The sequence below is a fragment of the Thioclava electrotropha genome (genome assembly GCF_002085925.2).
In the GTDB taxonomy this organism is placed as follows: domain Bacteria; phylum Pseudomonadota; class Alphaproteobacteria; order Rhodobacterales; family Rhodobacteraceae; genus Thioclava; species Thioclava electrotropha.
The window spans coordinates 1812018-1832973 of sequence record NZ_CP053562.1; the positions used below are offsets into that span (position 1 = coordinate 1812018).

At 64.1% G+C, this 20956-nt stretch carries 21 protein-coding genes, 2 pseudogenes and 2 riboswitches; of the genes and pseudogenes, 10 read left to right on the plus strand and 13 right to left on the minus strand.

What is annotated here, in order from left to right:
• Positions 1 to 61: 61 nt before the first annotated feature.
• The gene (locus AKL02_RS08640; protein WP_075774686.1) at positions 62 to 367 is read right to left on the minus strand and encodes a hypothetical protein; all 306 of its coding nucleotides are present in this window, start codon (positions 365 to 367) and stop codon (positions 62 to 64) included.
• Positions 368 to 492: 125 nt separating this feature from the next.
• Positions 493 to 695: riboswitch (cobalamin riboswitch) on the minus strand.
• Positions 696 to 824: 129 nt separating this feature from the next.
• Here AKL02_RS08640 and ppsA point away from each other — a divergent pair.
• Positions 825 to 3212, plus strand: a complete 2388-nt coding sequence (gene ppsA, locus AKL02_RS08645; RefSeq protein ID WP_083075626.1) for a phosphoenolpyruvate synthase — start codon at positions 825 to 827, stop codon at positions 3210 to 3212.
• Positions 3213 to 3280: 68 nt separating this feature from the next.
• On the opposite strand, the gene bioB is transcribed toward ppsA, so the two are convergent.
• From bioB to AKL02_RS08660, 3 genes and pseudogenes are all read right to left on the minus strand, one after another.
• Positions 3281 to 4267 carry a biotin synthase BioB gene (bioB, locus tag AKL02_RS08650; RefSeq protein WP_083075510.1) on the minus strand — a complete coding sequence of 329 codons (987 nt, stop codon included), beginning with the start codon at positions 4265 to 4267 and terminating at the stop codon, positions 3281 to 3283.
• Between the two features lie 2 nt (positions 4268 to 4269).
• Positions 4270 to 4824, minus strand: coding sequence for a biotin transporter BioY (locus tag AKL02_RS08655; protein ID WP_078539303.1), 555 nt, complete (start codon positions 4822 to 4824; stop codon positions 4270 to 4272).
• A gap of 84 nt (positions 4825 to 4908) precedes the next feature.
• Positions 4909 to 5576 (minus strand): annotated as a pseudogene (locus AKL02_RS08660) (GntR family transcriptional regulator).
• A gap of 212 nt (positions 5577 to 5788) precedes the next feature.
• Between AKL02_RS08660 and AKL02_RS08665 the strand changes: the two are divergent.
• Positions 5789 to 7777 carry an ATP-binding protein gene (locus AKL02_RS08665; RefSeq protein WP_108722318.1) on the plus strand — a complete coding sequence of 663 codons (1989 nt, stop codon included), beginning with the start codon at positions 5789 to 5791 and terminating at the stop codon, positions 7775 to 7777.
• A gap of 47 nt (positions 7778 to 7824) precedes the next feature.
• On the opposite strand, the gene queE is transcribed toward AKL02_RS08665, so the two are convergent.
• The 3 genes from queE to queC are packed head-to-tail and all read right to left on the minus strand — an operon-like array spanning position 7825 to position 9586.
• Positions 7825 to 8535, minus strand: a complete 711-nt coding sequence (gene queE, locus AKL02_RS08670; protein ID WP_083075515.1) for a 7-carboxy-7-deazaguanine synthase QueE — start codon at positions 8533 to 8535, stop codon at positions 7825 to 7827.
• On the minus strand, positions 8532 to 8885 hold the full coding sequence (gene queD / locus AKL02_RS08675) for a 6-carboxytetrahydropterin synthase QueD (RefSeq protein ID WP_083075518.1): 354 nt from the start codon (positions 8883 to 8885) through the stop codon (positions 8532 to 8534). Before queD ends, queE begins: the two co-directional genes overlap by 4 nt.
• A complete protein-coding gene (gene queC / locus AKL02_RS08680; protein ID WP_078519173.1) occupies positions 8885 to 9586 on the minus strand; it encodes a 7-cyano-7-deazaguanine synthase QueC in 702 nt (233 codons plus the stop codon). The genes queD and queC overlap by 1 nt, the downstream gene beginning before the upstream one ends.
• 195 nt (positions 9587 to 9781) lie before the next feature.
• Positions 9782 to 9876, plus strand: a riboswitch (TPP riboswitch).
• A gap of 61 nt (positions 9877 to 9937) precedes the next feature.
• Here queC and thiM point away from each other — a divergent pair.
• Genes thiM through tenA form a run of 4 tightly spaced genes read left to right on the plus strand, consistent with a single transcriptional unit; the run spans position 9938 to position 12802 of the window.
• Positions 9938 to 10726: a hydroxyethylthiazole kinase gene (gene thiM / locus AKL02_RS08685; protein ID WP_083075521.1), complete on the plus strand. Its 789-nt coding sequence runs from the start codon at positions 9938 to 9940 to the stop codon at positions 10724 to 10726.
• On the plus strand, positions 10723 to 11334 hold the full coding sequence (gene thiE, locus AKL02_RS08690; protein WP_083075524.1) for a thiamine phosphate synthase: 612 nt from the start codon (positions 10723 to 10725) through the stop codon (positions 11332 to 11334). Before thiM ends, thiE begins: the two co-directional genes overlap by 4 nt.
• Entirely contained in the window at positions 11331 to 12134 is an 804-nt protein-coding gene (gene thiD / locus AKL02_RS08695) for a bifunctional hydroxymethylpyrimidine kinase/phosphomethylpyrimidine kinase (RefSeq protein WP_083075527.1), read from the plus strand. Before thiE ends, thiD begins: the two co-directional genes overlap by 4 nt.
• A complete protein-coding gene (gene tenA, locus AKL02_RS08700; RefSeq protein WP_083075530.1) occupies positions 12131 to 12802 on the plus strand; it encodes a thiaminase II in 672 nt (223 codons plus the stop codon). Before thiD ends, tenA begins: the two co-directional genes overlap by 4 nt.
• Before the next feature lie 77 nt (positions 12803 to 12879).
• On the opposite strand, the gene AKL02_RS21075 is transcribed toward tenA, so the two are convergent.
• From AKL02_RS21075 to AKL02_RS08720, 4 genes are all read right to left on the minus strand, one after another.
• The gene (locus tag AKL02_RS21075) at positions 12880 to 13032 is read right to left on the minus strand and encodes an SIP domain-containing protein (RefSeq protein WP_232621745.1); all 153 of its coding nucleotides are present in this window, start codon (positions 13030 to 13032) and stop codon (positions 12880 to 12882) included.
• Between the two features lie 106 nt (positions 13033 to 13138).
• Complete coding sequence (gene rlmF, locus AKL02_RS08710) at positions 13139 to 14044, minus strand: 23S rRNA (adenine(1618)-N(6))-methyltransferase RlmF (protein ID WP_083075533.1); 906 nt, start codon at positions 14042 to 14044, stop codon at positions 13139 to 13141.
• Positions 14045 to 14262: 218 nt separating this feature from the next.
• Positions 14263 to 14928, minus strand: coding sequence for a lysophospholipid acyltransferase family protein (locus AKL02_RS08715; protein ID WP_083075536.1), 666 nt, complete (start codon positions 14926 to 14928; stop codon positions 14263 to 14265).
• 124 nt (positions 14929 to 15052) lie between these two features.
• Positions 15053 to 15322: a DUF982 domain-containing protein gene (locus AKL02_RS08720; protein WP_078519165.1), complete on the minus strand. Its 270-nt coding sequence runs from the start codon at positions 15320 to 15322 to the stop codon at positions 15053 to 15055.
• Between the two features lie 689 nt (positions 15323 to 16011).
• Here AKL02_RS08720 and AKL02_RS21245 point away from each other — a divergent pair.
• Together AKL02_RS21245 and AKL02_RS08725 are read left to right on the plus strand one after the other, a co-directional pair.
• Positions 16012 to 16086: pseudogene (locus tag AKL02_RS21245) on the plus strand (cold-shock protein); the annotation flags it as partial.
• A 305-nt stretch (positions 16087 to 16391) separates the two neighbouring features.
• The gene (locus AKL02_RS08725; protein ID WP_165756926.1) at positions 16392 to 16553 is read left to right on the plus strand and encodes a hypothetical protein; all 162 of its coding nucleotides are present in this window, start codon (positions 16392 to 16394) and stop codon (positions 16551 to 16553) included.
• 174 nt (positions 16554 to 16727) lie between these two features.
• On the opposite strand, the gene AKL02_RS08730 is transcribed toward AKL02_RS08725, so the two are convergent.
• Together AKL02_RS08730 and AKL02_RS08735 are read right to left on the minus strand one after the other, a co-directional pair.
• Positions 16728 to 17429 (minus strand): DUF2946 domain-containing protein, encoded by a 702-nt coding sequence (locus AKL02_RS08730; protein ID WP_083075539.1) that lies wholly within the window; start codon positions 17427 to 17429, stop codon positions 16728 to 16730.
• Between the two features lie 47 nt (positions 17430 to 17476).
• Complete coding sequence (locus AKL02_RS08735; protein ID WP_083075542.1) at positions 17477 to 19942, minus strand: heavy metal translocating P-type ATPase; 2466 nt, start codon at positions 19940 to 19942, stop codon at positions 17477 to 17479.
• Positions 19943 to 20127: 185 nt separating this feature from the next.
• Here AKL02_RS08735 and AKL02_RS08740 point away from each other — a divergent pair, with 185 nt between their 5' ends.
• Both AKL02_RS08740 and AKL02_RS08745 read left to right on the plus strand, forming a co-directional pair.
• Positions 20128 to 20523 (plus strand): MerR family transcriptional regulator, encoded by a 396-nt coding sequence (locus AKL02_RS08740; protein ID WP_083075641.1) that lies wholly within the window; start codon positions 20128 to 20130, stop codon positions 20521 to 20523.
• 50 nt (positions 20524 to 20573) lie between these two features.
• Positions 20574 to 20915, plus strand: coding sequence for a hypothetical protein (locus tag AKL02_RS08745; protein ID WP_083075544.1), 342 nt, complete (start codon positions 20574 to 20576; stop codon positions 20913 to 20915).
• Positions 20916 to 20956: the final 41 nt, after the last annotated feature.

The window sequence follows — 20956 nt, forward strand, 5'->3', positions numbered from 1 at the left end:
GTTTCCTGCTGCAATGGTCCTCGGCCGGGCCGCAGCATGCGACCGCAAGACGAAAAACGGGTTAGAGGCCGCGTCGGGCGCGTGCGCCGCCCCGCCGCACCGGCGGCGGCATTTCGATCGGCAAGGCGAAAGGCTGCGGGGTCAGCGACTCCAGCAGGAGCTCGCAGAACACCTCCACCGCGGGCGAGATCAGCGAGTGCGGATAGGCCTGCATATGGGCGACGATCGCCGCCTTCGCATAGGGCATGTCGCCCGGCAGCGTGCCGAGCCATTCCATATAGCCCAGCGTGCCCAGCTCACGCGCACGCAGCGGCGAGATCGGTCCTATATCGAGTTGTAGCAGTGAAAGCGTTCGTTCCAAAAGCATCGCGCCCTCCGCGCAAAAGGGCGGGAGTGGTCGCGGCACGGCGATATGCGAGATCCGATCTGGTCCATCTCTCGTCTCTCCGTCCCAGGGCACCCCGCCCGGGTTTAAGGTGACCGAGATGCGCTAGGCGCGCATCCGAGATGGCAGGTCTCCTGACTCGCGGGTCGTAGCTTCACCGGACCTTCCCAACCTTTGCAGGTCAGTGGCGTTTCCGGTGGCGCTCGCCGCTTACAGTTGCGGGGGCAGTCACGGAGTTGGGCATCGCCCGCACCGTGTTCCCTTTTCAGCCGACCCTTTGGGGCCGGACACCATCCCGGATTTGATCGCAGGAAAATTCGGCGCTGTCCAGAACGGATTGGGGGATGTGGGACAAGCGGGCCCGGCGTTGACGGAGATCAAGGTCGAAATGCGCCTCTGCGATAAAGTGCCCGCAGGTGCAAACAGGGGAGGCGCGCTGATGGCCACGAAGAAAGAAGTCATTCCTTTCGATAGTTTACGCCGAGAGGACGTCGCGCTTGTGGGCGGCAAGAACTCATCGCTTGGCGAGATGGTGCAGGAATTGGGCGCCAAGGGCATTCAGGTTCCGCCGGGCTTCGCCACCACCTCCGACGCCTATCGGATGTTCCTTGACGAGAACAATCTGACCGAGGCCATCGCGGGCTATCTCGCGGATTACGATGCCGACAAGATCAGCCTTCACGTCGCGGGGCAGAGCATTCGCGACACCATTGTGGCCGGGGACTGGCCCGACTCGACCGAGGCCGCGATCCGGGAGGCTTACCGCGATCTGTCGAAGCGGGCAGGGGTGCCTGAGGTCTCCGTCGCCGTACGCTCGAGCGCGACGGCCGAAGACCTTCCCGATGCCAGCTTTGCCGGTCAGCAGGAGACCTATCTCAACGTGGCGGGCGAAGAGGAGCTTCTGACCGCGTGTCGCAAGTGCTATGCCTCGCTCTTCACCGACCGCGCGATCACCTACCGCAAGCTCCGTGGCTTCAATCACCTCGATGTGGCGCTCTCCGTGGGCGTCCAGCAGATGGTGCGCTCCGATATCGGCGGGTCGGGCGTGATGTTCTCGATCGACACCGAAACCGGCTTCGACAAGGTCGTGCTGATCAGCGCGGCCTGGGGCTTGGGCGAGAATGTCGTGCAGGGCGCGGTCACGCCGGACGAGTTTCAGGTCTACAAACCGTTCCTTGGCAAGGCCGGCATCAAACCGATCATCGAGAAGAAGCTCGGGGCGAAAGAGATCAAGATGATCTATGCCGGGCCGGACGCCCCGAACCCGGTGCGCAACGTGCCGACATCGAAAGCCGAGCGCGGGAAGTTCGTCCTGTCGGATGACGAGGTGCTCGACCTCGCGCAGCAAGCGTCCACCATCGAAGCGCATTACGGCCAGCCGATGGATATGGAATGGGCCAAGGATGGTGTGACGGGGAAGCTGTTCATCGTACAGGCGCGCCCTGAGACGGTGCAATCTCGGGTCTCTGCGGGGTCACTGCGGCGCTATACCATCGGCACGCACGGTCCGGTCGTCGTCAGCGGTCTGTCGGTCGGCGAACAGGTCGCGACCGGGCGTGTCTGCCTGATCGAAGACGTCAAGGATATCGACGATTTCGTGGACGGCTCGGTGCTTGTCACCTCGACAACGGACCCCGACTGGGTGCCCGTGATGAAACGGGCTTCGGCCATCATCACTGATCACGGCGGCAGAACCAGCCACGCCGCCATCGTCAGTCGCGAATTAGGCGTGCCCGCCATCGTCGGCTGTGGCGATGCGACCCATGTGCTGCATGACGAGCAGGAGGTGACCGTCTGCTGTGCCGAAGGGGACGAGGGCCGGGTCTATGATGGCTTTGCCGAGTTCACGGTCGAAGATCTGAACCTCGATGCGGTGCCGGAGACCAAGACCAAGGTCATGCTCAATCTCGCCAACCCGGCCATCGCCGCGCGCTGGTGGCGGCTGCCGATCGACGGTGTCGGTCTCGCGCGGATGGAATTCGTGATCTCGAACACGATCCGGGTCCATCCGATGGCGCTGATGCATTTCTCCGATATCCGGGAGGCCGAGGTGCGGGAGGAAATCGAGACGCTCACGAGGGGATACGAGGACAAGGCCGAGTATTTCGTCGATCAATTGGCGCTTGGCCTGTCCCGGATCGCCGCCGTGGCCTATCCGAACCCGATGATCCTGCGGCTGAGCGATTTCAAGACGAACGAATATGCCGACCTCCTGGGCGGGCGGCAATTCGAGCCCGTGGAATCCAACCCGATGATCGGCTGGCGCGGCGCCTCGCGCTATTACGATCCCGCCTATGTCGAGGGGTTCCGGCTCGAATGCCGGGCGATCCGGCGGCTGCGCGAAGAGGCAGGCTTCGACAATGTGCTGGTGATGGTTCCGTTCTGCCGCACGCCCGAAGAAGCCGACCGCGTGCTGGCGGTGATGGCCGAGGAAGGGCTGGTGCGCGGATCGAACGGGCTGCAGATCTACGTGATGTGCGAAGTGCCCTCGAACGTCATCCTCGCCGAGGAATTCGCCAAGCGGTTCGACGGTTTCTCCATCGGGTCGAACGATCTGACGCAGCTGACCTTGGGCATCGACCGCGACAGCGACCGGCTCGCGCCCTTGTTCGACGAACGGCACGCCGCCGTTCAGTGGATGATCCGGAGCGTCATCGAAAGAGCGCATGGCGTGGGCGCGAAGGTCGGGCTCTGCGGTCAGGCACCGTCGAACTACCCGGAATTCGCCCGCAGGCTGGTGGAGTTCGGCATCGACTCGATCTCGGTGACCCCGGACAGTTTCCTGAAGGTCAAAGGCCATGTTGCCGAGGCGGAAGGTCAGCGCTGACCCGACCGTGAACCCGCGGGACGCTTCCGTTAACCGTCTCGGGCAGATTACCCGAGACGGTCGCGCGCTCAAGCCACGGTTGCCGGTTCGGCACTCGTTTTCGCGGGGGCCACATGCATGCCCAGCCGCGCCAGCAGGTCCTGATCTCGCCAGGCTGCGGGGTTGTCCGTGGTAAGAAGCTGGTCGCCTACGAAAATCGAGTTCGCGCCCGCGAGGAAGCACAGCGCCTGCCACGCGTCGCTCATCCCGGTGCGGCCTGCCGAGAGCCGCACCACCGATGCGGGCATCAGGATCCGCGCGAGCGCGACGATCCGAACCAGCGCGAAAGGGTCGACCGGCTCGGCATTCTTTTGCACCGGCACGCCGTCGATCTCGTTCCAGAGGTTGATCGGCACGCTGTCCGGGTGCGCGGGCAGGGTGGCGAGCGTCAACAGCATGGCGATCCGATCCTCCTCGGCCTCGCCCATGCCCAGGATCCCGCCGCAACAGACCCGAATGCCGCCTTTGCGCACATTTTCGACCGTATCGAGCCGATCCTCCATGGTGCGGGTCGTCGCGATCTCCCGGTAATACGCCGGCGACGTGTCGATGTTGTGGTTATAGAAATCTAGCCCCGCCGCCTTCAGCTTCTCGACCTGCTGCGGCGAGAGCATCCCCAGCGTCATGCAGGTCTCCAGCCCCAGCTCCGAGACGCCGCGCACCATCTCGCAGAGCGCATCCATGTCGCGATCCTTCGGGCTGCGCCACGCCGCGCCCATGCAGAACCGTTGCGCGCCTGAAGCCTTCGCGCGTCGTGCGGCGCTCAGAACCTCTTCGGTCTTCATCAGCTTGGTGGCTTTCACGCCGGTCTCGTAATGCGCGGATTGCGAGCAGTATCCGCAATCTTCCGGGCAGCCGCCGGTCTTGATCGACAGCAGGCTCGCCGTCTCGATCGCGCTCGGGTCGAAATGGGTGCGATGAACCGTTTGCGCCCGGTGAAGAAGTTCGGGGAAGGGCAGGTCGTGGATCGCTTTCGCCTGCGCCATGCTCCAATCGTTTCTGATGTCTCCCGCCATGATTACGCGCGCTCCTTCAGGCGAGTGAGGCCCGTCGCGAGACCGCTGGCAATCGCGATCTTGACCAGATCCCCGGGAACGAACGGTGCGACGCCGGTTGCGAGAAGTTTCGACGCCGGCACGAAATTGGCGAGCCAGGCGAGGCCCGCGGCATAGACCACGATCAGCCCGACGAGCATCGCCAGCGCTCTGCCGAGCCAGCCTCGACCTTGTGCGAGCACGCTGATCAAGGGCGCCGCCAGCAGGAAGCCCAGCAGGTAGCCCCCGGTCGGTCCCATCATATAGGCCAGCCCGATGCCGCGCTCGGGTGTGCCCGAGAAGACCGGCACGCCCATAGCGCCCATGGCGAGATAGCTCGCCATTGCGGCGGCCGCCATTCTGGGGCCGACGCTCGCTGCGATGAAGAAGACCGCAAGCGTGTGCAACGTCATCGGCACGGGCCAGAAAGGCACCTGAAGCTTCGCGCCGAGTGTGATCAGGGCCGCGCCGCAAAGCGCGAGGCCAAGGCCGCGCCAGAGAGTGTGGGTGAGCTTCTGGGAAGTATCGAACGCTGTCATTGAACCTGTCCTCAGTCGATAGTTGGAATTTCTATCTATGACTATGCAGGCACATCCGGGGCTATCAATTGAAGTTATAGATAATTATCCAGAAATCACGTAAGTCTCGTGTAAGTTGGCATTTTTTATCGATGACTTGCGTTTGCCGATCCAGCCGACATGGCGTGCCAAGGTTGCGCAGGCCAGGTCTGTCTGTCCCTTGTGGAGGGCGGTGATGATGATCCGGTGGTCATGGTCCGAGCGGGCTTCCCAGTCTCGACGCCAGGCAGCAAAAAGGAAGCGTGCGCTGGTCGTCTGCAGATTGTCGATCGTCTCCAGAAGTCGTGGCATCCCGCAGGGTGTCAGGATCAACTGGTGGAATTGACGGTTCGCGGCCTCCCAATCACGGACGGTTCTAGCGCTGTCTCCAATCCGCGTAACCTGTTCAGCTTTTGGAGAATCGTGCGTGTCATGTTTGGGGCCGCATGGCGCAGCGCCAAGGGTTCGAGGCTGGCGCGCATCTCCGCCACTTCGCGCAGTTCGGCCACGTCGAACTCGGTCACACGAAAGCCGCGGCGCGCTTCGCTCTCGGCCAATCCGCGCGCCTGCAATTCGCGAAAGGCTTCGCGCACGGGGACGTGGCTTGCGCCGAACTCGGTTGCGATATGGTCCTGTCTCAGCCGGGCGCCGGGCAGAATCTCACCGGAAATGATGCGATCCGAAAGTATCCGCGCGATGCGCTGCGAATGTGTTTCATGGGATGTCTCTGTCATTCTTTATAGATAATTTTTCTCGCGGCAATTCGTCCACCCCCATTCATGTACCGGAAACATGTTTGTAAGATTAAGGAAAAGATATATCTCTGGGCAGTGGTGGAGACGCACTTACCTGCATTGGATCTTATGTGACTTGGCAAGAAGCTTTCCGGCGTGATGCGCGCGGAACTGAGGACGACGCGGCTCCTGATGCCGGCTACAAGGCCCTGATGGAGCTGATCGATGACGGATTCTGCGTCATCCAGTTCATCGATGGGCCCAGAGGTCCCCTCAGCGACTATGTCCATATCGAAGCCAATTCCGGTTACGAAAGACATACCGGGATCGACGATATCGTCGGCAAGACCGTGTTCGATGTCGCCCCGCAAGATGGGGCCGAGTGGGTCAAAATCTACGGCGAAGTGCTCAGAACCGGGGAGCCCCTGCGGTTCGAGCGCGAATTCGTCGAGGTGGGGCGCCACGTCGAGGTCTCCGCGACGCGGGTGGAGCCCGCCGCGAAGGCGCAGGTCGCGGTTCTGTTTCGCGATATCACCGAACGCAAACGGAAAGAGCGCGAGCTACGGGAAAGCCAGCGCCGCGCGGAAAAGAACGCGCGTCATATCGCACGCGCGCTGTCGGCCGGGGCGATCCTTGGCACCTGGGTCTGGTATCTCGACAGCGAAACCTTCGATCTCGATGAAGAATTCTCGCGCAGCATGGGGCTCGATCCCGCGCAGGGCGCTGCAGGTCTGACGATCGACCAGATTGTCGTGAACGTTCATGAGGACGACAAGCCAGGCCTCATGGCGGCGATCGATCGCGCCACGCAGCAGACGACGCCGTATGCATATCAGTTTCGCGTCAAGCGGGCCGACGGGCTGTATCACTGGGTCGAAGCGAATGGCCGGATGGAGGCCGAAACGCCGCGCATCTTCGCAGGCGTTCTGATGGATCTCGATGACCGGCGCGCCATTCTCGAAGAGCGCGACAAGGCGGCGGCCGAGCTGTCCAAGCTGAATGAAACCTTGGAGCAGCGCGTCGAAGAGCAGACCGCGAAGCTCATGCAGCGGGAGGGAGAGCTCCGGCAAGCCCAGAAAATGGAGGCCGTCGGGCAGTTGACCGGGGGGCTCGCCCACGATTTCAACAATCTCCTCACGGCGATTTCCGGGTCGCTCGACTTCGTCGCGAAGCGGCTCGAAGACGGGCGTCGCGAGGAAATCCTGCGTTATCTCGAAGCCGCGCAAGCGTCGACCGAGCGGGCCGCCAGCGTTACACAGCGTTTGCTCGCCTTCTCGCGTCAGCAGTCGCTGATGCCCAAGCCCACCGATGTGACGCAACTGGTCCGCAGCATGGAAGACCTGATGCGGCACACCATCGGGCCGCATATTCTGGTAAGGGCGGAGCAGAACGCGGAGGCTTGGCCCGCGATGGTCGACCCGAACCAGCTTGAGAGCGCGCTTCTCAATCTGTGCATCAATTCGCGCGATGCGATGCCCGATGGCGGCACGATCACGATCGGCACGACCAACGAGACCATCGAGACCGAGAACTCGGAGCTTCCGCCCGGCGACTACCTGCGTCTGTCCGTGCACGACACCGGAACGGGGATGACTGCGGAGGAAATTTCGAAAGCCTTCGATCCCTATTTCACGACGAAGCCCAGCGAGAAGGGCACCGGCCTCGGGCTTTCGATGGTCTACGGGTTCGCGCGCCAAAGCGGCGGTTGCGCGACGATCGACTCCGAACTGGGCAAGGGGACGACCGTGAACATTTTCCTCCCGCGCTCGGTCGAGACGGTCGCGCGCGCCGAGGTGGATCTGCCTGTAAGCGAGGAGCCCGCCACAGGGGGCGGACACACGATCCTCGTCGTCGACGATGAGGCGATCGTGCGTTTCGTCGTCGTGGAGGCGTTGGAAGAGGCAGGCTTCACGGTCTATCAGGCGGCCCATGCGGCGGCCGGGCTTCAGGTGCTGCAGGACCAGCCCGAGGTGACGCTTCTCCTGACGGATATCGGCTTGCCGGGCGGCATGACGGGCCGGGAACTCGCGGCCCGGGCGCGCGAAGCGCGAGAAGATCTGAGGGTGATGTTCATGACCGGATATGACGAGGAAGCGGCAACCGCCACGACGCTTACGGACACCGAAGTTCTGTTGAAGCCATTCGATTTCGACGAAATGGTGCGTCGCGTCACGAGTTTCGCAAACCGTACCGCTGCGTGACGCGGGTCGCGCCCGAGTGATGTTCGGGGCGTCCGACCCGAGGTGGATCAAACGCCGCGCTTGTTGCCCCAGATCAGGACATGCAGCTGCGGCAGGATGCGGGGCGCAAACCAGTTATCCGCCATAGCGGTGTCCGTCAGCCAGCCAAGCCGGTCGGCCAGACCCTGCGGATCGACCGGAACCTCCGGGTCGACCTCGGGATTGCCCGGCTGAAGATAAAGCGGCAGATCCGGGTGGCGGGCATGGGCGTCCTTCGCCCAATCGTAATCCGCGCGGTCGAAGATCACGATCTTCATCACGGTGCTGCGGGCCGAGTGTCCGGCTGCCACGCACTTGGCAAAGGCGCCCCAATCGACCTGCTCCCCGCTCGAGGGCGGCTTGGGCGACAACACCAGCGTGTCGAGATCGCCGAACCAAGGCCGCGCGACAGACCCCTGCGTCTCGCAGGCGAAGCGGTAACCGGCGGCTCGCCCGAGCGCGATCAGCGGTCCGAAATCCTGGATGGCCGGGTTTCCGCCGCTGAGCGAGATCGTCAGTGGCCGGTCTCCCGACAGGCGGCGCAGCTCCGTCCAGACTTCCTCGGAACTCATCGGCGCCCATGTGTGACGATAGGCGCTGTCGACCGCGTGGAGGCTGTCGCACCACGAACAGCGGTAGTCGCAGCCGCCCGCGCGCACGAAGAGCGTGGGCTCGCCGATCAGCGCGCCTTCGCCCTGAATGGTCGGGCCGAAAATCTCGGCGATGCGCAGGGTGGTCATGGACGATACTCGGCCCAGGTCTTGGGCGTCTCGCTGACCAGCGCCGCGCTGGTCTCGGGCCAACGCGCCTTGCACCAGTCGTAGAAATGCTTGGCCATGTTCTCGGCGGTCGAGGGCACCTCCATCACGTCGTTCAGGTGGCGATGGTCGAAAGTGTCGTCGATATAGGCCTTGAGCGGTTTCAGATCGTGATAGTCGCGCACGAAGCCGTTTTCATCGAGCGTCGCGGCAGCCAGCTCGACGACCACGATGTAATTATGCCCGTGCAGGCGCGCGCATTGATGATCTTCGCGCAGATGCGAGAGCTGATGCGAGGCGGAGAAGTGGAACTCCTTGCGGATACGGAACATCAGCGGGCCTCCTTCTCGGCAACGGCCTTGGCCCAGAAATCCGGATCGGCATAGGCGGTCGGATCCGCGACGCCCGCCAGATGGAACGCCTCGCGCCGCTCGACACAGGTGCCGCAGCGCCCGCAATGCACCTCGCCGCCTTTGTAGCACGACCACGTCTCGGCAAAGGGCGTGCCGTGTTTGGCCCCTTCGGCCACGATGTCGGCCTTGGAGCGATGCACGAAAGGCGTCTCAAGTCGCACATCGGCATAGCCGTCGAGCGCCATGCGCTGCATCGCATCGAAGGCCTCGGTGAAGGCGGGTCGGCAATCGGGATAGATGAAGTGATCGCCCCCATGCACCGCAGTCGCCACCGCTTCGTCGCCATTTGCGGCGGCCACGCCGAAGCCGATGGCCAGCATGATCGCGTTGCGGTTCGGGACGACTGTGATGCGCATCGTTTCTTCGGCGTAATGCCCGTCGGGCACGTCGATATCGTCGGTCAGCGCCGATCCGGTCAGCGCGGCACCGATTGGGCGCATGTCGATGAGATGATGCGGGACGCCCAGACGGCGCGCGGCGGCGGCGGCGTAATCAAGCTCCTTGCGGTGCCGTTGGCCGTAGTCGAAGGAGACGAGCCGCGTGAGATTGCCCTCAGCGGCGACGATATGGGCGAGCGATACAGAATCGAGTCCGCCCGAGCAGATGACGAGAGTCTTCATATTTGAACCCTTGTTTTGATGACCGGGTAGGCTGCGACCGGTTGAGCGGGCCTCTAAAGGATGGGGCAGGGCTCTGCAAGGGCGGCGCGCCGGATAGATCGCCAAGAACGCGCGATCGGACAGACGCGAACCATCGAGGCCCCCGCTTGTCGTTACCCCGCTTGACGGGGGGCTCCGACGGTGTCACCTCTTTGAGCGAAGCGACAGGGGCGCTCGGGAAACCGGGCTGAGACGAACCCTTAGAACCTGAACCGGATAATGCCGGCGGAGGGAGGCGCGTGAGACGGTCAGGCGCAGTCCCGCCTTTGCCCCCTCGCACACCTCCTGCTGCCCGCAGCCAAGGAGAGTGCGATGGAAGACCCCGGACAATATCTCACGTCGATGCGGCAGACCGCGCCGCTCGTTCATAACATCACCAACTATGTCGCGATGAACGTGATGGCGAATGTGCTGCTCGCCTCGGGAGCCTCGCCCGCGATGGTCCATGCGCGCGAGGAGGCGGCCGAGTTCGCAGGGCTCGCGCAGGCGCTGAGTATCAATATCGGCACGGTGTCGCCGCCATGGGCGGAGGCGATGGAGGCGGCGGCGACGGTCGCGCGCGCCAAGGATATTCCGTGGGTGCTGGATCCTGTCGCGGTCGGCGCGACGGCTTATCGGCGCGCGCTCGGGGCGCGGCTGGTGGAGCTGCGTCCGACGGTGATCCGCGGCAATGCGTCGGAGATCCTTGCGCTTGCGGGCGAGGCCGGCGCGGGGAAAGGGGCGGATTCCACTGAGAGCGTCGCGACGGCTGAAGGCGCCGCGCGCGCCTTGGCGCGCCATAGCGGGGCCGTGGTCGCAGTGACCGGCGCGGTGGATTTTGTGACCGATGGGGAGCGCGCCGCGCGGGTTGCGAATGGCCATGCGATGATGCCCCGCGTGACCGCTTTGGGCTGTTCGCTCACCGGTGTCGTCGCCGCCTTTCTGGCAGGTCAGCCCCGGTTCGAGGCGGTTCTCGCGGCGCTAGCTTATTTCGGGCTCGCCGGAGAACGCGCCGGGGCGACTGCCAACGGCCCCGGGAGTTTTCAGGTCGCCTTCCTCGATGCGCTCCATGCCATCGACGCCGACACCTTGACCGCCGGCGCGCGGATCGAGACCGCATGATCCCGCCCATCTGTTTCGTCACCGACCCGGACGCCCCGCAGCCCGTGATCGCGCAGGCTATCGCTGCGGCTGAGGGCGGCGCGGGCTGGGTGCAGCTGCGCGACAAGACGCTCCCCGATGCGGAATTCGCAGCACTGGCCCGGGCGCTGATCTCGGCGCTCGCCCCCTATGACGTCCCGCTGATCGTGAATGACCGGGTCGCGGTGGCCATCGAGATCGGCGCCGCTGGCCTCCATATCGGCCAGAGCGATGGCGACCCCTCCGCGATCCGTCGCAGGATCGGGCCCGACATGCTCCTTGGCCTCTCCATCGAGACCGAGGCGCAGATCGGTGCCGTGCCTCCCGGCGTCGATTATCTCGGCGTCGGACCGATCCATGCGACCGGCTCGAAGCCCGACCACGCCACCCCAATCGGCCATGCGGGCTTTGCCGCGATCGCCGCACGCACGGACCTCCCCTGTCTCGCGATCGGCGGGATCACCGCTGCCGATGCATCCGCGATCCGGACAGCGGGCGGTGCCGGTGTCGCGGTGATCTCTGCCATCTCGCGCGCCTCTGACATGGCGCGCGCCACCCGAACCCTGCGCAACGCATGGAGCGACATATGATCCCCAATATCCTCACCATTGCAGGCTCCGACCCATCGGGCGGGGCGGGCATTCAGGCCGATATCAAGGCCATTTCCGCCAATGGCGGCTACGCGATGAGCGTGATCACCGCGCTGACTGCGCAGAATACGCGCGGCGTGCAGGCGGTCAGCTTGTGCGATACCGGGCTGATCGCGGCGCAGATGGCGTCGCTGCGCGATGACATCCGGATCGACGCGATCAAGATCGGGATGCTGGGCGATGCCGCGATCATCGAGACCGTGGCCGAGGGGCTGGCGGGGCTCGACTGCCCGGTGGTGCTCGACCCGGTGATGGTCGCGAAAGGCGGCGATCGGCTGCTGGCAGAGGCGGCGGTGACCGCGCTTCGCGGCCTGCTGCCGCGCGCTGATCTTATCACGCCGAACCTGCCCGAGGCCGCCGATCTCTTGGGCTGCGCCGAGGCGACGACGCTTGAGGAGATGCGCGATCAGGCCCATGCGCTGCGCGCGCTCGAGCCGCGTGCGGTGCTGCTGAAGGGCGGGCATCTGCAGGGCGATCAAAGCCCGGACCTGCTGGTCACCGAGCAAGAGGAACTCCGCCTCGACGCGCCCCGCATCGCGACGCGCAACACCCACGGCACCGGCTGCACCCTGTCCTCGGCGCTGGCGACGTGGCTCGGAGCGGGGGAGCCGCTTCCGGACGCGACACGCCGCGCGAAGGCTTATCTGAGCGCCGCGATTGCAGGGGCAGACAGGCTGTCCGTCGGGGCGGGTCACGGACCGGTGCACCATTTCCACGCTTTTCAGGAGGACAGCCAATGAGCTTTACCCAAGACCTCGCGCAGGCGACCGCACCGCTGCGTCGACAGATCCACGACATGCCCTTCAATCGCGAATTGGCAGAGGGGCGCCTCGATCCGGAAACGTTCCAAGGCTACATCATTCAGGACGCCCACTACCTCGAAGGCTTCGCCCGGGCGCTCGCACTTGCTGCCGCGAAAGCCCCCGATGCACCGACCGTCGCGCAGCTCTCGGGATCGGCGGCAGGGGCGATCGCGGTCGAGCGGGAATTGCACGCGCATTACATGGGGCTGTTCGGTGTCTCGGCCGACGATTTCGCGAAGATCGAGCCCTCAGCCGCCTGCGATCACTACGTGTCCTTCCTTCTGCGCAGTGCCACGACAGGCGATTTCCCCGAGGCGGTAGCGGCGCTACTCCCCTGCTTCTGGATTTATCGCGATATCGGCCGGGAAATTGCGCAGGTCAGCGGGGACGCGAACCCATATGCCGCCTGGATCGCGACCTATTCGGGAGAGGCTTTCGATCAGAGCGTGGAGCGGATGCTGGACCTGACCGATAGGCTGGGCGCGAAGGCCGATGAGGCCGCCCGCCAGCGGATGCACCGGGCCTTCGCGCGAAGTTGCTGGCATGAATGGCGGTTCTGGGACAGCGCTTACCACCGCGAAAGCTGGCGGCGGCCTGCGGCTTGAGTGTCGCGCGCACCTGACGCTCTCGGTGGGCCCGGTTTCGGGCCCGCGGCGGAAATCTCCGCGCGGGCCTGCGCTTCTCACAGATCCTTGGCCGAGCCGTCGGCCTGTCCGGCAATCCAGTATCCTGCCGCCTTCAGCCATTCCTTCGGATGACCGCGGGCGGTCAGGTCGTCGCGCAGAGCGCGGGGGACGCTGGCGTCGGCGGCGATCCAGACAAATGTCCGCGGCATTCGCGCGATGCGCCGAGAGCGCGACGTGATCCGAAGTCCTTTCGAATGCGCCCGTCGCTCTTGAGCAGGCGCCACCCCTTGCGTCCTGTCGACGAACCCGGTCCCCCTATAGGGATCGCTGTGCTTCGGGGTAATAGGTCCAGGCTATGAACCGGCTTGTCTTCTGCCCCTGAGCCATTTCGACGACTCTGGACTCGGCAACCCTCGCTTTGCGAAGCAGTCTGGAAATTGGCTGCAGGTTGTCTTTCTTCGACACCAGAGAGGTAAACCACAGGCATTGATCGGCGACGTCCATGCTCTGCTCGATCATTCTGGCGATGAAGCCGATCTCGCCACCGGGGCACCAGAGTTCGGCGTTCTGGCCGCCGAAATTGAGTTTCTTCGAGTGACCTTTTCCCAAATTCCGCCACTTGCGCTGGGTGCCTTTGTCCGCCTGCTCGACGGACGCATGAAACGGCGGATTACACAGGGTGACATGGAAGATGTCGTCGGGACCGATCACGCCGTCGAAGATGTCCTCGGGATCAGTCTGGCGTCTGAGCTCGATGTTCAGACCGTTGCGGTCGCAAATCTCCGCTGCCGACTTGATCGACACCGGATCGATATCGACGCCGGTGAACTCCCAGCCATATTCATGCTGACCGGTCAGCGGGTAGACGAGGCTGGCGCCGGTCCCTATGTCGAGCGCCTTGATCTCGCGCCCGTGCGGGATCTCATGGTCGTTACACTCGGCCAGAAGATCCGCGAGATAGTGGATGTAATCGACACGGCCGGGGATCGGAGGGCATAGATAAGTGGCCGGAATATCCCAGAAATCAATGTCGTAATGCGTCCGCAAGAGTGCACGGTTGAGCATGCGAACCGCGTCCACGTCCGAAAAATCGATCGTCATCCGACCGCGCGGGTTTCTCGTCGTGAATGCCTCCAGCTCCGGGGTTTGCACGATCAGACGTTCAAAGTCGTACCCCGCCCGGTGTTGATTGCGCGGGTGCAACATCGGTTTGGTGGCCATGGAAAGAACCTTCATGCATAGCGGTGGGGCCGCGCGTCCAACAGGATGTCGACCTTAGATCTTCATCGCAGCTTGAGAAATGCCTGATCGGCCTGCGTGTCACCGATATCAATATGTCTGGGATGTGTCGCGGTCAGAAATTCGAAGCTCGATAGGCACGGGGCCAGCAGGGCCGCCTCACAAGAGGCGAGAGCGGCCCAATGCCAAAAGGGCGCGACCTATTTTGCGTTGTCGCTCAGAGCTGTGCAGGGGGGCAGGTGGTCTTTCTCGACATTGAGAAGCGCTTCGACCTGCGCGCTCACCTCGGCGCCCGGAAGCCCGGGCGGGATTGCCGGGAAATAGGCGACGGTGATCGTGCCCCCGGTCTTCACGTCCCTGCGCCAGACATGGCCCGCGTTATGCGCAACCGGCACGATCGGTAGGCCCAGCTTGCGATAAAGCGCGATGAGACCCGGCTGGAATTCGCAGCGATCGTTCACGCCGACCCGTGTGCCCTCGGGGAAGATCAGGATCGAGCGGCCTTTGGCAGCCTCTTCGCGCGCCTGGGTGATCATCCCGGCGAGGGCGCGCCCGCCGCCGCTGCGGTCGATCAGGATCATCGGCGAATGTTCGAGGAACCAGCCGAAAATCGGGATACGCCGCAATTCGTGTTTCGCGATGATGCAGACATCGGGCACGAGCTGGTTGAAGGCCAGCGTCTCCCATGTGGACTGGTGGTTGCAGACATAGATGCAGGGGCTGTCGAGATGCTTGTTCTCGAGCCCTTGCTCGCGCACGCGCAACCGCAGGATCCCGCGTGCGAGCGCGAAGACCCCACCAGTCCAGACCCGCACGGCGGCGCGCACGAGCCGGGGGCGCCGCGCCAGCGCGAGGACCGGGATCATCGGCGCTTGCAGTGCCGTCCACGCTCCGAAGGCCCCGTCAAAGAGCTTCGAGCGTAGACCTTCGAACCGCGGCGCCGAGCCGGCCCGTCCGCGTCGCGCGCGCGACGCCGTATGTGCTGTGTGATCAGGCTGCAATCGGGTGATCCATCGTTTCGAAAGGCGAAAAGCCGGCGGTGGTCGCGGCCCCGAGGAACGCGCTTCGCGCGTCGCCCACGGTGCCCAGACATTCCATGGCCGCTTCGACGCGGTCAATTGCACGGATCTGTGCGGTATCAGTGACCGGCCATTTCTCGCGCAGCCAGTAATGCACCTGTTCGATGGTGCTGAAGGTTTTGACGTCGCCGTCCGGCGACACGACGAGGGAGATGGGTTTGCCCCAGTAAATTTCGATCAAGGTTCGTATCTTTCTAAGCGGTCGTGACGGCTCCGATTTGAACGGTCGCGCGATCACGGAGGCATAGTGCGGGCTAAGCCGTTTCTATGCGGTGAATTAGGTCTGCGCGCGAGGGCGCGCCGGTTTGGTATCCCGAGCGGATCGCGAGGCGTCAGCGTCAATGCGCGCGGATCGCGGTCCGGCCCCTCTGACATGCGAAGCTCTCGTGGAGGTCGCGAGGGGCAGAAATTGCGGTATCGACCAAGTTCATCCCGGTAGGAGGGCTGAATGGGTTGGTCTGCTCGAACGGCGTCACGGCACCATGGGCCGATGGGAAGCTCCTTTTCCTTACTGCCGCCTTTGAAAAGCTGCGGCCCGACAAAGCTCAAGATCGTCGCTGAGCCGGGAGGAACAGGGTCCGAGAATTAAGATATGCGAGTGCAGACATAAGGGATTTGCGCCCAAATTACGAGGAAATTGCGTTTCGGCGTCGGAATTTTCGCGCAACGGCTTGATTGTACGGGATATAAATTGCGCGCTCGGAAAGCCCTGGCCGTGCGTGCCGTTCGCTCGCTGCTGATTTCCTTTGCAAAAGGGGCCGCGGTCACTTAGGTATACCGGACTACGCTCGTCTCATCTGTAATTTATCTTCTCTGCCGGCTCCGGTCTTCCTGCTGAAATGACTGAGCTTGGCTGATCTATTCTGCAGACGGGATATCTTCGTCCACATCTCGGCCCTTGCGCGCGCAGGTCTCTCTCTGCGCGAAGACAGACAGGCCGTTACCTGAGACTTCGGAACCGGACGCGACGGTCGTGAGACCGCCTGCAATCTGGCACCAGCTTATGCGGTTCCGTAGCCGGTCTTCAGACCGGACTTCGCGACCAGAGCGGGACTATGCCCCGCAAACACGACTTCGACGGCGTCTTCCGTGATCTACCCCGAAAGCCCCGACGGCTCGGGACCGGACGGACGCCGCATCGCGCCTCATCCTTGGAGGCACCGCCGAGACACGAGCGAAACTGACCGAAGCTTTCGGTCATCCAGAGGAATTCCGCGAGTATCCCTCGCGGGTAAAATGGAGGGCCGAACATGGCTGTCGAAAAAATGCCAACGGGCAAGAAGCCCCAGACGAATGACATCGCGACCAACAAGGGCCATGCCGCCCTCGCCTGGCCTCATTTCTTCCGGACTCTGTCCGAGGAGAAAGCTGCGAACGCGGAAAGCACAGCGCCGCGCAGCGCCCAGAAATAGGTCTTCGCGAAGATCAGGACCGGAATTCCCGGCATGAAGGCTGAGCGATGTGAGGTTCTACGCGAACCGGCCGATGCTCGCCACACGACGTGCCGGGACGTGGAGCGGCAGGGGGAAACTCCTGCCGCTTCGCTTTTTCGAAAGGCGGGTCAGCCGCCGTCGGCTGTCTAGGCCTCAATGCCCCGACATCATCTCGCCCTTCGCCATCGCCAGATGATGCGGCTGATGGTGCGCGCCGACCGTCAGGATGCCGATGAAGCCGAGCGCGCGGATCTTCTGCGAATCCGCGCCGGTCACGGTGAGCGCGCTGCCGCCGGGGATTTCCGCGGCGCTCATCTCCCAGCCCTCGACCCCGTTCATCGTCGCGACATGAGCGGGCACCATCGCGCGGATCGAGGCGGTGACCTCGGGGTCGTCCGAGGTTGCCTCGAAGCGCGCGCCACCTTCGATGTCGTCCTCTTTGACCTTGGCGCGCAGGGTGACGTTGTTCATATCGATCAGATGCTGGCGCAGGCCCTCGATATTGACGCGGTTCCAATCCGTGTCGGGATCGGCGAGCAGATAGGCGACGATCTCCTGAATGGCCGCGAAGGCGGACTGGCCCGGCTCGGTGATCGCGCCCGTGTCCCCGGATTGCATGCCGGGCATCTGCGCGGTCGAGGTCATCGGCATCTGCCCGTCGGCATGGGCGTCGTCGGACATCATGTGGTCGTCATGGGACGCCATGTCGCCGTGATCGCCCATATCTTCATCGTCCATCATGTGATCGCCCGACATCATGTCATGCGCGCTTCCATCCGCATGGTCGTCCATCATTTGGGCGTGACCGAGCGTAGGCAAAGCCACGAGGGCGAGAATGCTGAGATAACGAGTCATGGGTCCTCCGGAGTTTTGCGTAACTCTGTCATCTTTCATCGGGGATGTCACAGCTTCAGCCTCCGCAGACGCAACGCGTTGCCGATCACCGACACCGACGAGAAGCTCATCGCGAGCGCCGCGATCACCGGCGAGAGCAGCACGCCGAAGACAGGGTAGAGCACGCCCGCTGCGATCGGCACGCCCGCGGTGTTATAGGCGAAGGCGAAGAACAGGTTCTGGCGGATGTTGCGCATCACGCCTTCGGCCAGACGGCGCGCGCGGACGATGCCGGTCAGGTCGCCTTTGACCAGCGTGAGCCCTGCGCTCTCCACCGCGACATCCGCGCCGGTGCCCATCGCGATGCCGACATCGGCAGCGGCCAGCGCAGGTGCGTCGTTCACCCCGTCACCCGCCATCGCGACCGAGGCACCATCCTTGCGCAGCTTCTCGACCAGCGCGGCCTTGTCCTCGGGCGAGACCCCGGCATGGACCTCGTCGATGCCCAGCTCGCGCGCGACGGCCCTTGCGGTGCCCTCGCTGTCGCCCGTGGCCATCACGATCCGCAGCCCCTCGTCATGGAGCGCGCGGATCGCATCCGCCGTGGTCTCCTTGATCCGGTCGGCCACTGCGATCACCCCGATCACCTTGCCGTCGCGGGCGAGATACATCGCGGTTTTACCGTCCGATTGCAGACGCTCGACCGTGTCGGACTGAGCGGAGGTATCCGCGCCGATCTGCTCCATCAGGGCGGCGTTGCCGAGCGCGATCTGCGCACCGTCGACGCGGCCTGTGACGCCCTTGCCGGTCACCGCCTCGAAGCCTTCGGCGTCCAGTTTGGGCGCATCCTCGGCCCCTTGCACGATAGCCTCGGCCAGCGGGTGTTCCGAGCCGCGTTCCAGTGCGGCGGCGAGGGATTTGACCTCGTCCTCGGAGGCCCCGTCCGCGATCACATCGGTCAGCGCGGGCTTGCCCTCGGTCAGCGTGCCGGTCTTGTCGACGATCAGCGTGTCGACCTTGGCGAAGCGTTCCAGCGCTTCGGCGTCACGGATCAGCACGCCCGCGCTTGCGCCGCGCCCGGTGCCGACCATCACCGACATCGGCGTGGCGAGACCCAGCGCGCAGGGGCAGGCGATAATGAGGACGGAGACGGCGGCCACGGTCGCATAGCCCAGTGCGGGCGAGGGGCCGAAGGCGAGCCAGGCTATGAAGGCGAGGATGGCGCAGATCACCACCGCGGGCACGAAATAGAGCGACACACGGTCGGCCAGCCCCTGGATCGGCGCGCGCGAGCGTTGCGCCTTGCCGACCATCTCGACGATGCGCGAGAGCGTGGTTTCCGAGCCCACTGCCTGCGCCTCCATCACGAAGCTGCCCTGTTTGTTGAGCGTGCCGCCGGTGACCGCGTCGCCCTGCGTTTTCTCGACCGGGACCGGCTCGCCGGTGATCATGCTCTCGTCGATGGCAGAGGAGCCTTCCGCGACAACTCCATCGACCGGCACGGTCTCGCCCGGGCGCACGCGCAGCTTGTCGCCCGTCTGCACCTGATCGAGCGGCACGTCCTCGTCACCATTTTCGCCCACGCGGCGCGCGGTCTTCGGCGCGAGGTCCATCAGCGCGCGGATCGCGTCACCGGTCTTCTCGCGTGCCGTCAGTTCCATGATCTGCCCGACCAGAACCAGCACGAGGATCACCGCCGAGGCCTCGAAATAGACCGGCGGCAGGCCGTGCTCATTGAGCATCTCGGCGGGGAAGATGCCCGGCACCAGAAGCCCCGCGAGCGAGAACAGATAGGCCGCGAGGGTGCCGAGCGCGATCAGCGTCCACATGTTGGGCGAGACATTCACCACCGATTTCCAGCCGCGCACGAAGAAGGGCCGCGCGAACCACAGAACTGGGGTCGCCAGCGCGAATTGCAGCCAAAGGAAGGCTTTCGGCCCGATCCACTCCGCGACGGGCAGCCCGATATGCGCGCCCATCTCCAGCACGAAGACCGCAGCCGCCAGCGGCCCCATGATCCAGAGCCTGCGCCGGAAATCCACGAGTTCCGGGTTCGGGCCGCTATCGGCACTGGGGCTCATCGGCTCCAGCGCCATGCCGCATTTCGGGCAATCGCCGGGCTTGTCCTCGACGATCTCGGGATGCATCGGGCATGTATATTGCGTGCCTTCGGGCATTGCCTTGGCAGCGGGACGAACGCCCAGATAATCCTCGGGCCGGGCCTCGAACTTGTGCTGACAGCCCTCGGAGCAGAAATAGAACCGCTCGCCGTCGAGCTTGGCCATATATTTCGCGGTCGCGCGCTCGACCGACATCCCGCAGACCGGGTCGGTGGCCTTGATGTAGTCATTGGGCTTGGCCACGAACTTGTCGTGACAGCCTTGCGAACAGAAGTGGTAGAGATGCCCGTCATGCTCGGCACTTGGCTTGTCGGCATTCGGGTCCACGGTCATTCCGCAGACTGGGTCACGCGTGATCGCGTCCGCTGTATCCTGCGTGTCGTGGGTCTCGTTGTGGGCGTGTTGCGATGTCATCCGTTCATCCTTTCGGCAACTTCGCCCGATCAGATAGGGCTTCCAGCTGCTGGAGGGTCAAGAGTATAACCGATCTTTTTCCTAAACCCGGTCCCGCGTCCCTATGTTCCAGCGGCCCTCACGCGAGCGTGACTTTTGCTTCCAGTGACTGGAAGGTTTATATTAGGCGCAGGAGGCCTATGCAGATGAATATCGGAACCGCCGCGACGCAGACCGGGCTGCCGGTCAAGACAATCCGCTATTACGAGGAGATCGGCCTCGTCACGCCGGACAGGCGCGCGAATGGCTATCGCGATTTCTCGGACGCCTGCGTGGAGCAGCTGCGGCTTCTGGCGCAGGCGCGCCATCTGGGGTTCTCGCTCGAGGAATGTCGCCGCCTGCTCAGCTTGAGCGCCGACGAGGGGCGGGCCAGTCGCGATGTGCGTGCGCTTGCGCAGCAAAACCTCGAAGCCGTGCGCGAGAAGATCGCCTCTCTCAGTGCATTGGAGGCACAACTCCAGCGTCTGATCGCGCAATGTCATGGCGACGATGCCCCCGATTGTGCGATCCTCGATGACCTGATGGGGCAGCGCGGGAATTGACAGCCGCGCCAGAGCCCACCAGATAGAGGGCAGGGAGAAGCGGGAGAGCCATGCGCAAAGCGCTGCATATCGTCATGATCGGGCTGGTCTGTTTGATCGGTCTTTCGCAGTTGGGCGCACCTGCCGCTGCGATGACCCATGCGCGTGCGATGGATGCGATGGACGCAATCACCGTCAGCGACTGCGCCGCCTGTCCCGATAGCCATCACGAGGCGGGCTCGACGCCGGACCAATCCTGTCCCCATGCGCAGATGATGGTCTCGGCCACGCTGGACTTCGCGCCGGAATTCTCGCTGAGCCGGGCGGACCTGTCCGTGACGCTCCTGCCTGCGGAGACGCCCGCACCATTGGCGCATGAGCCGCAGCTCGACCTTCCACCACCGCGTATCTGATCGATCACACCGTCGCTGGCCCCTGCGGGGGCTTGTCTCTC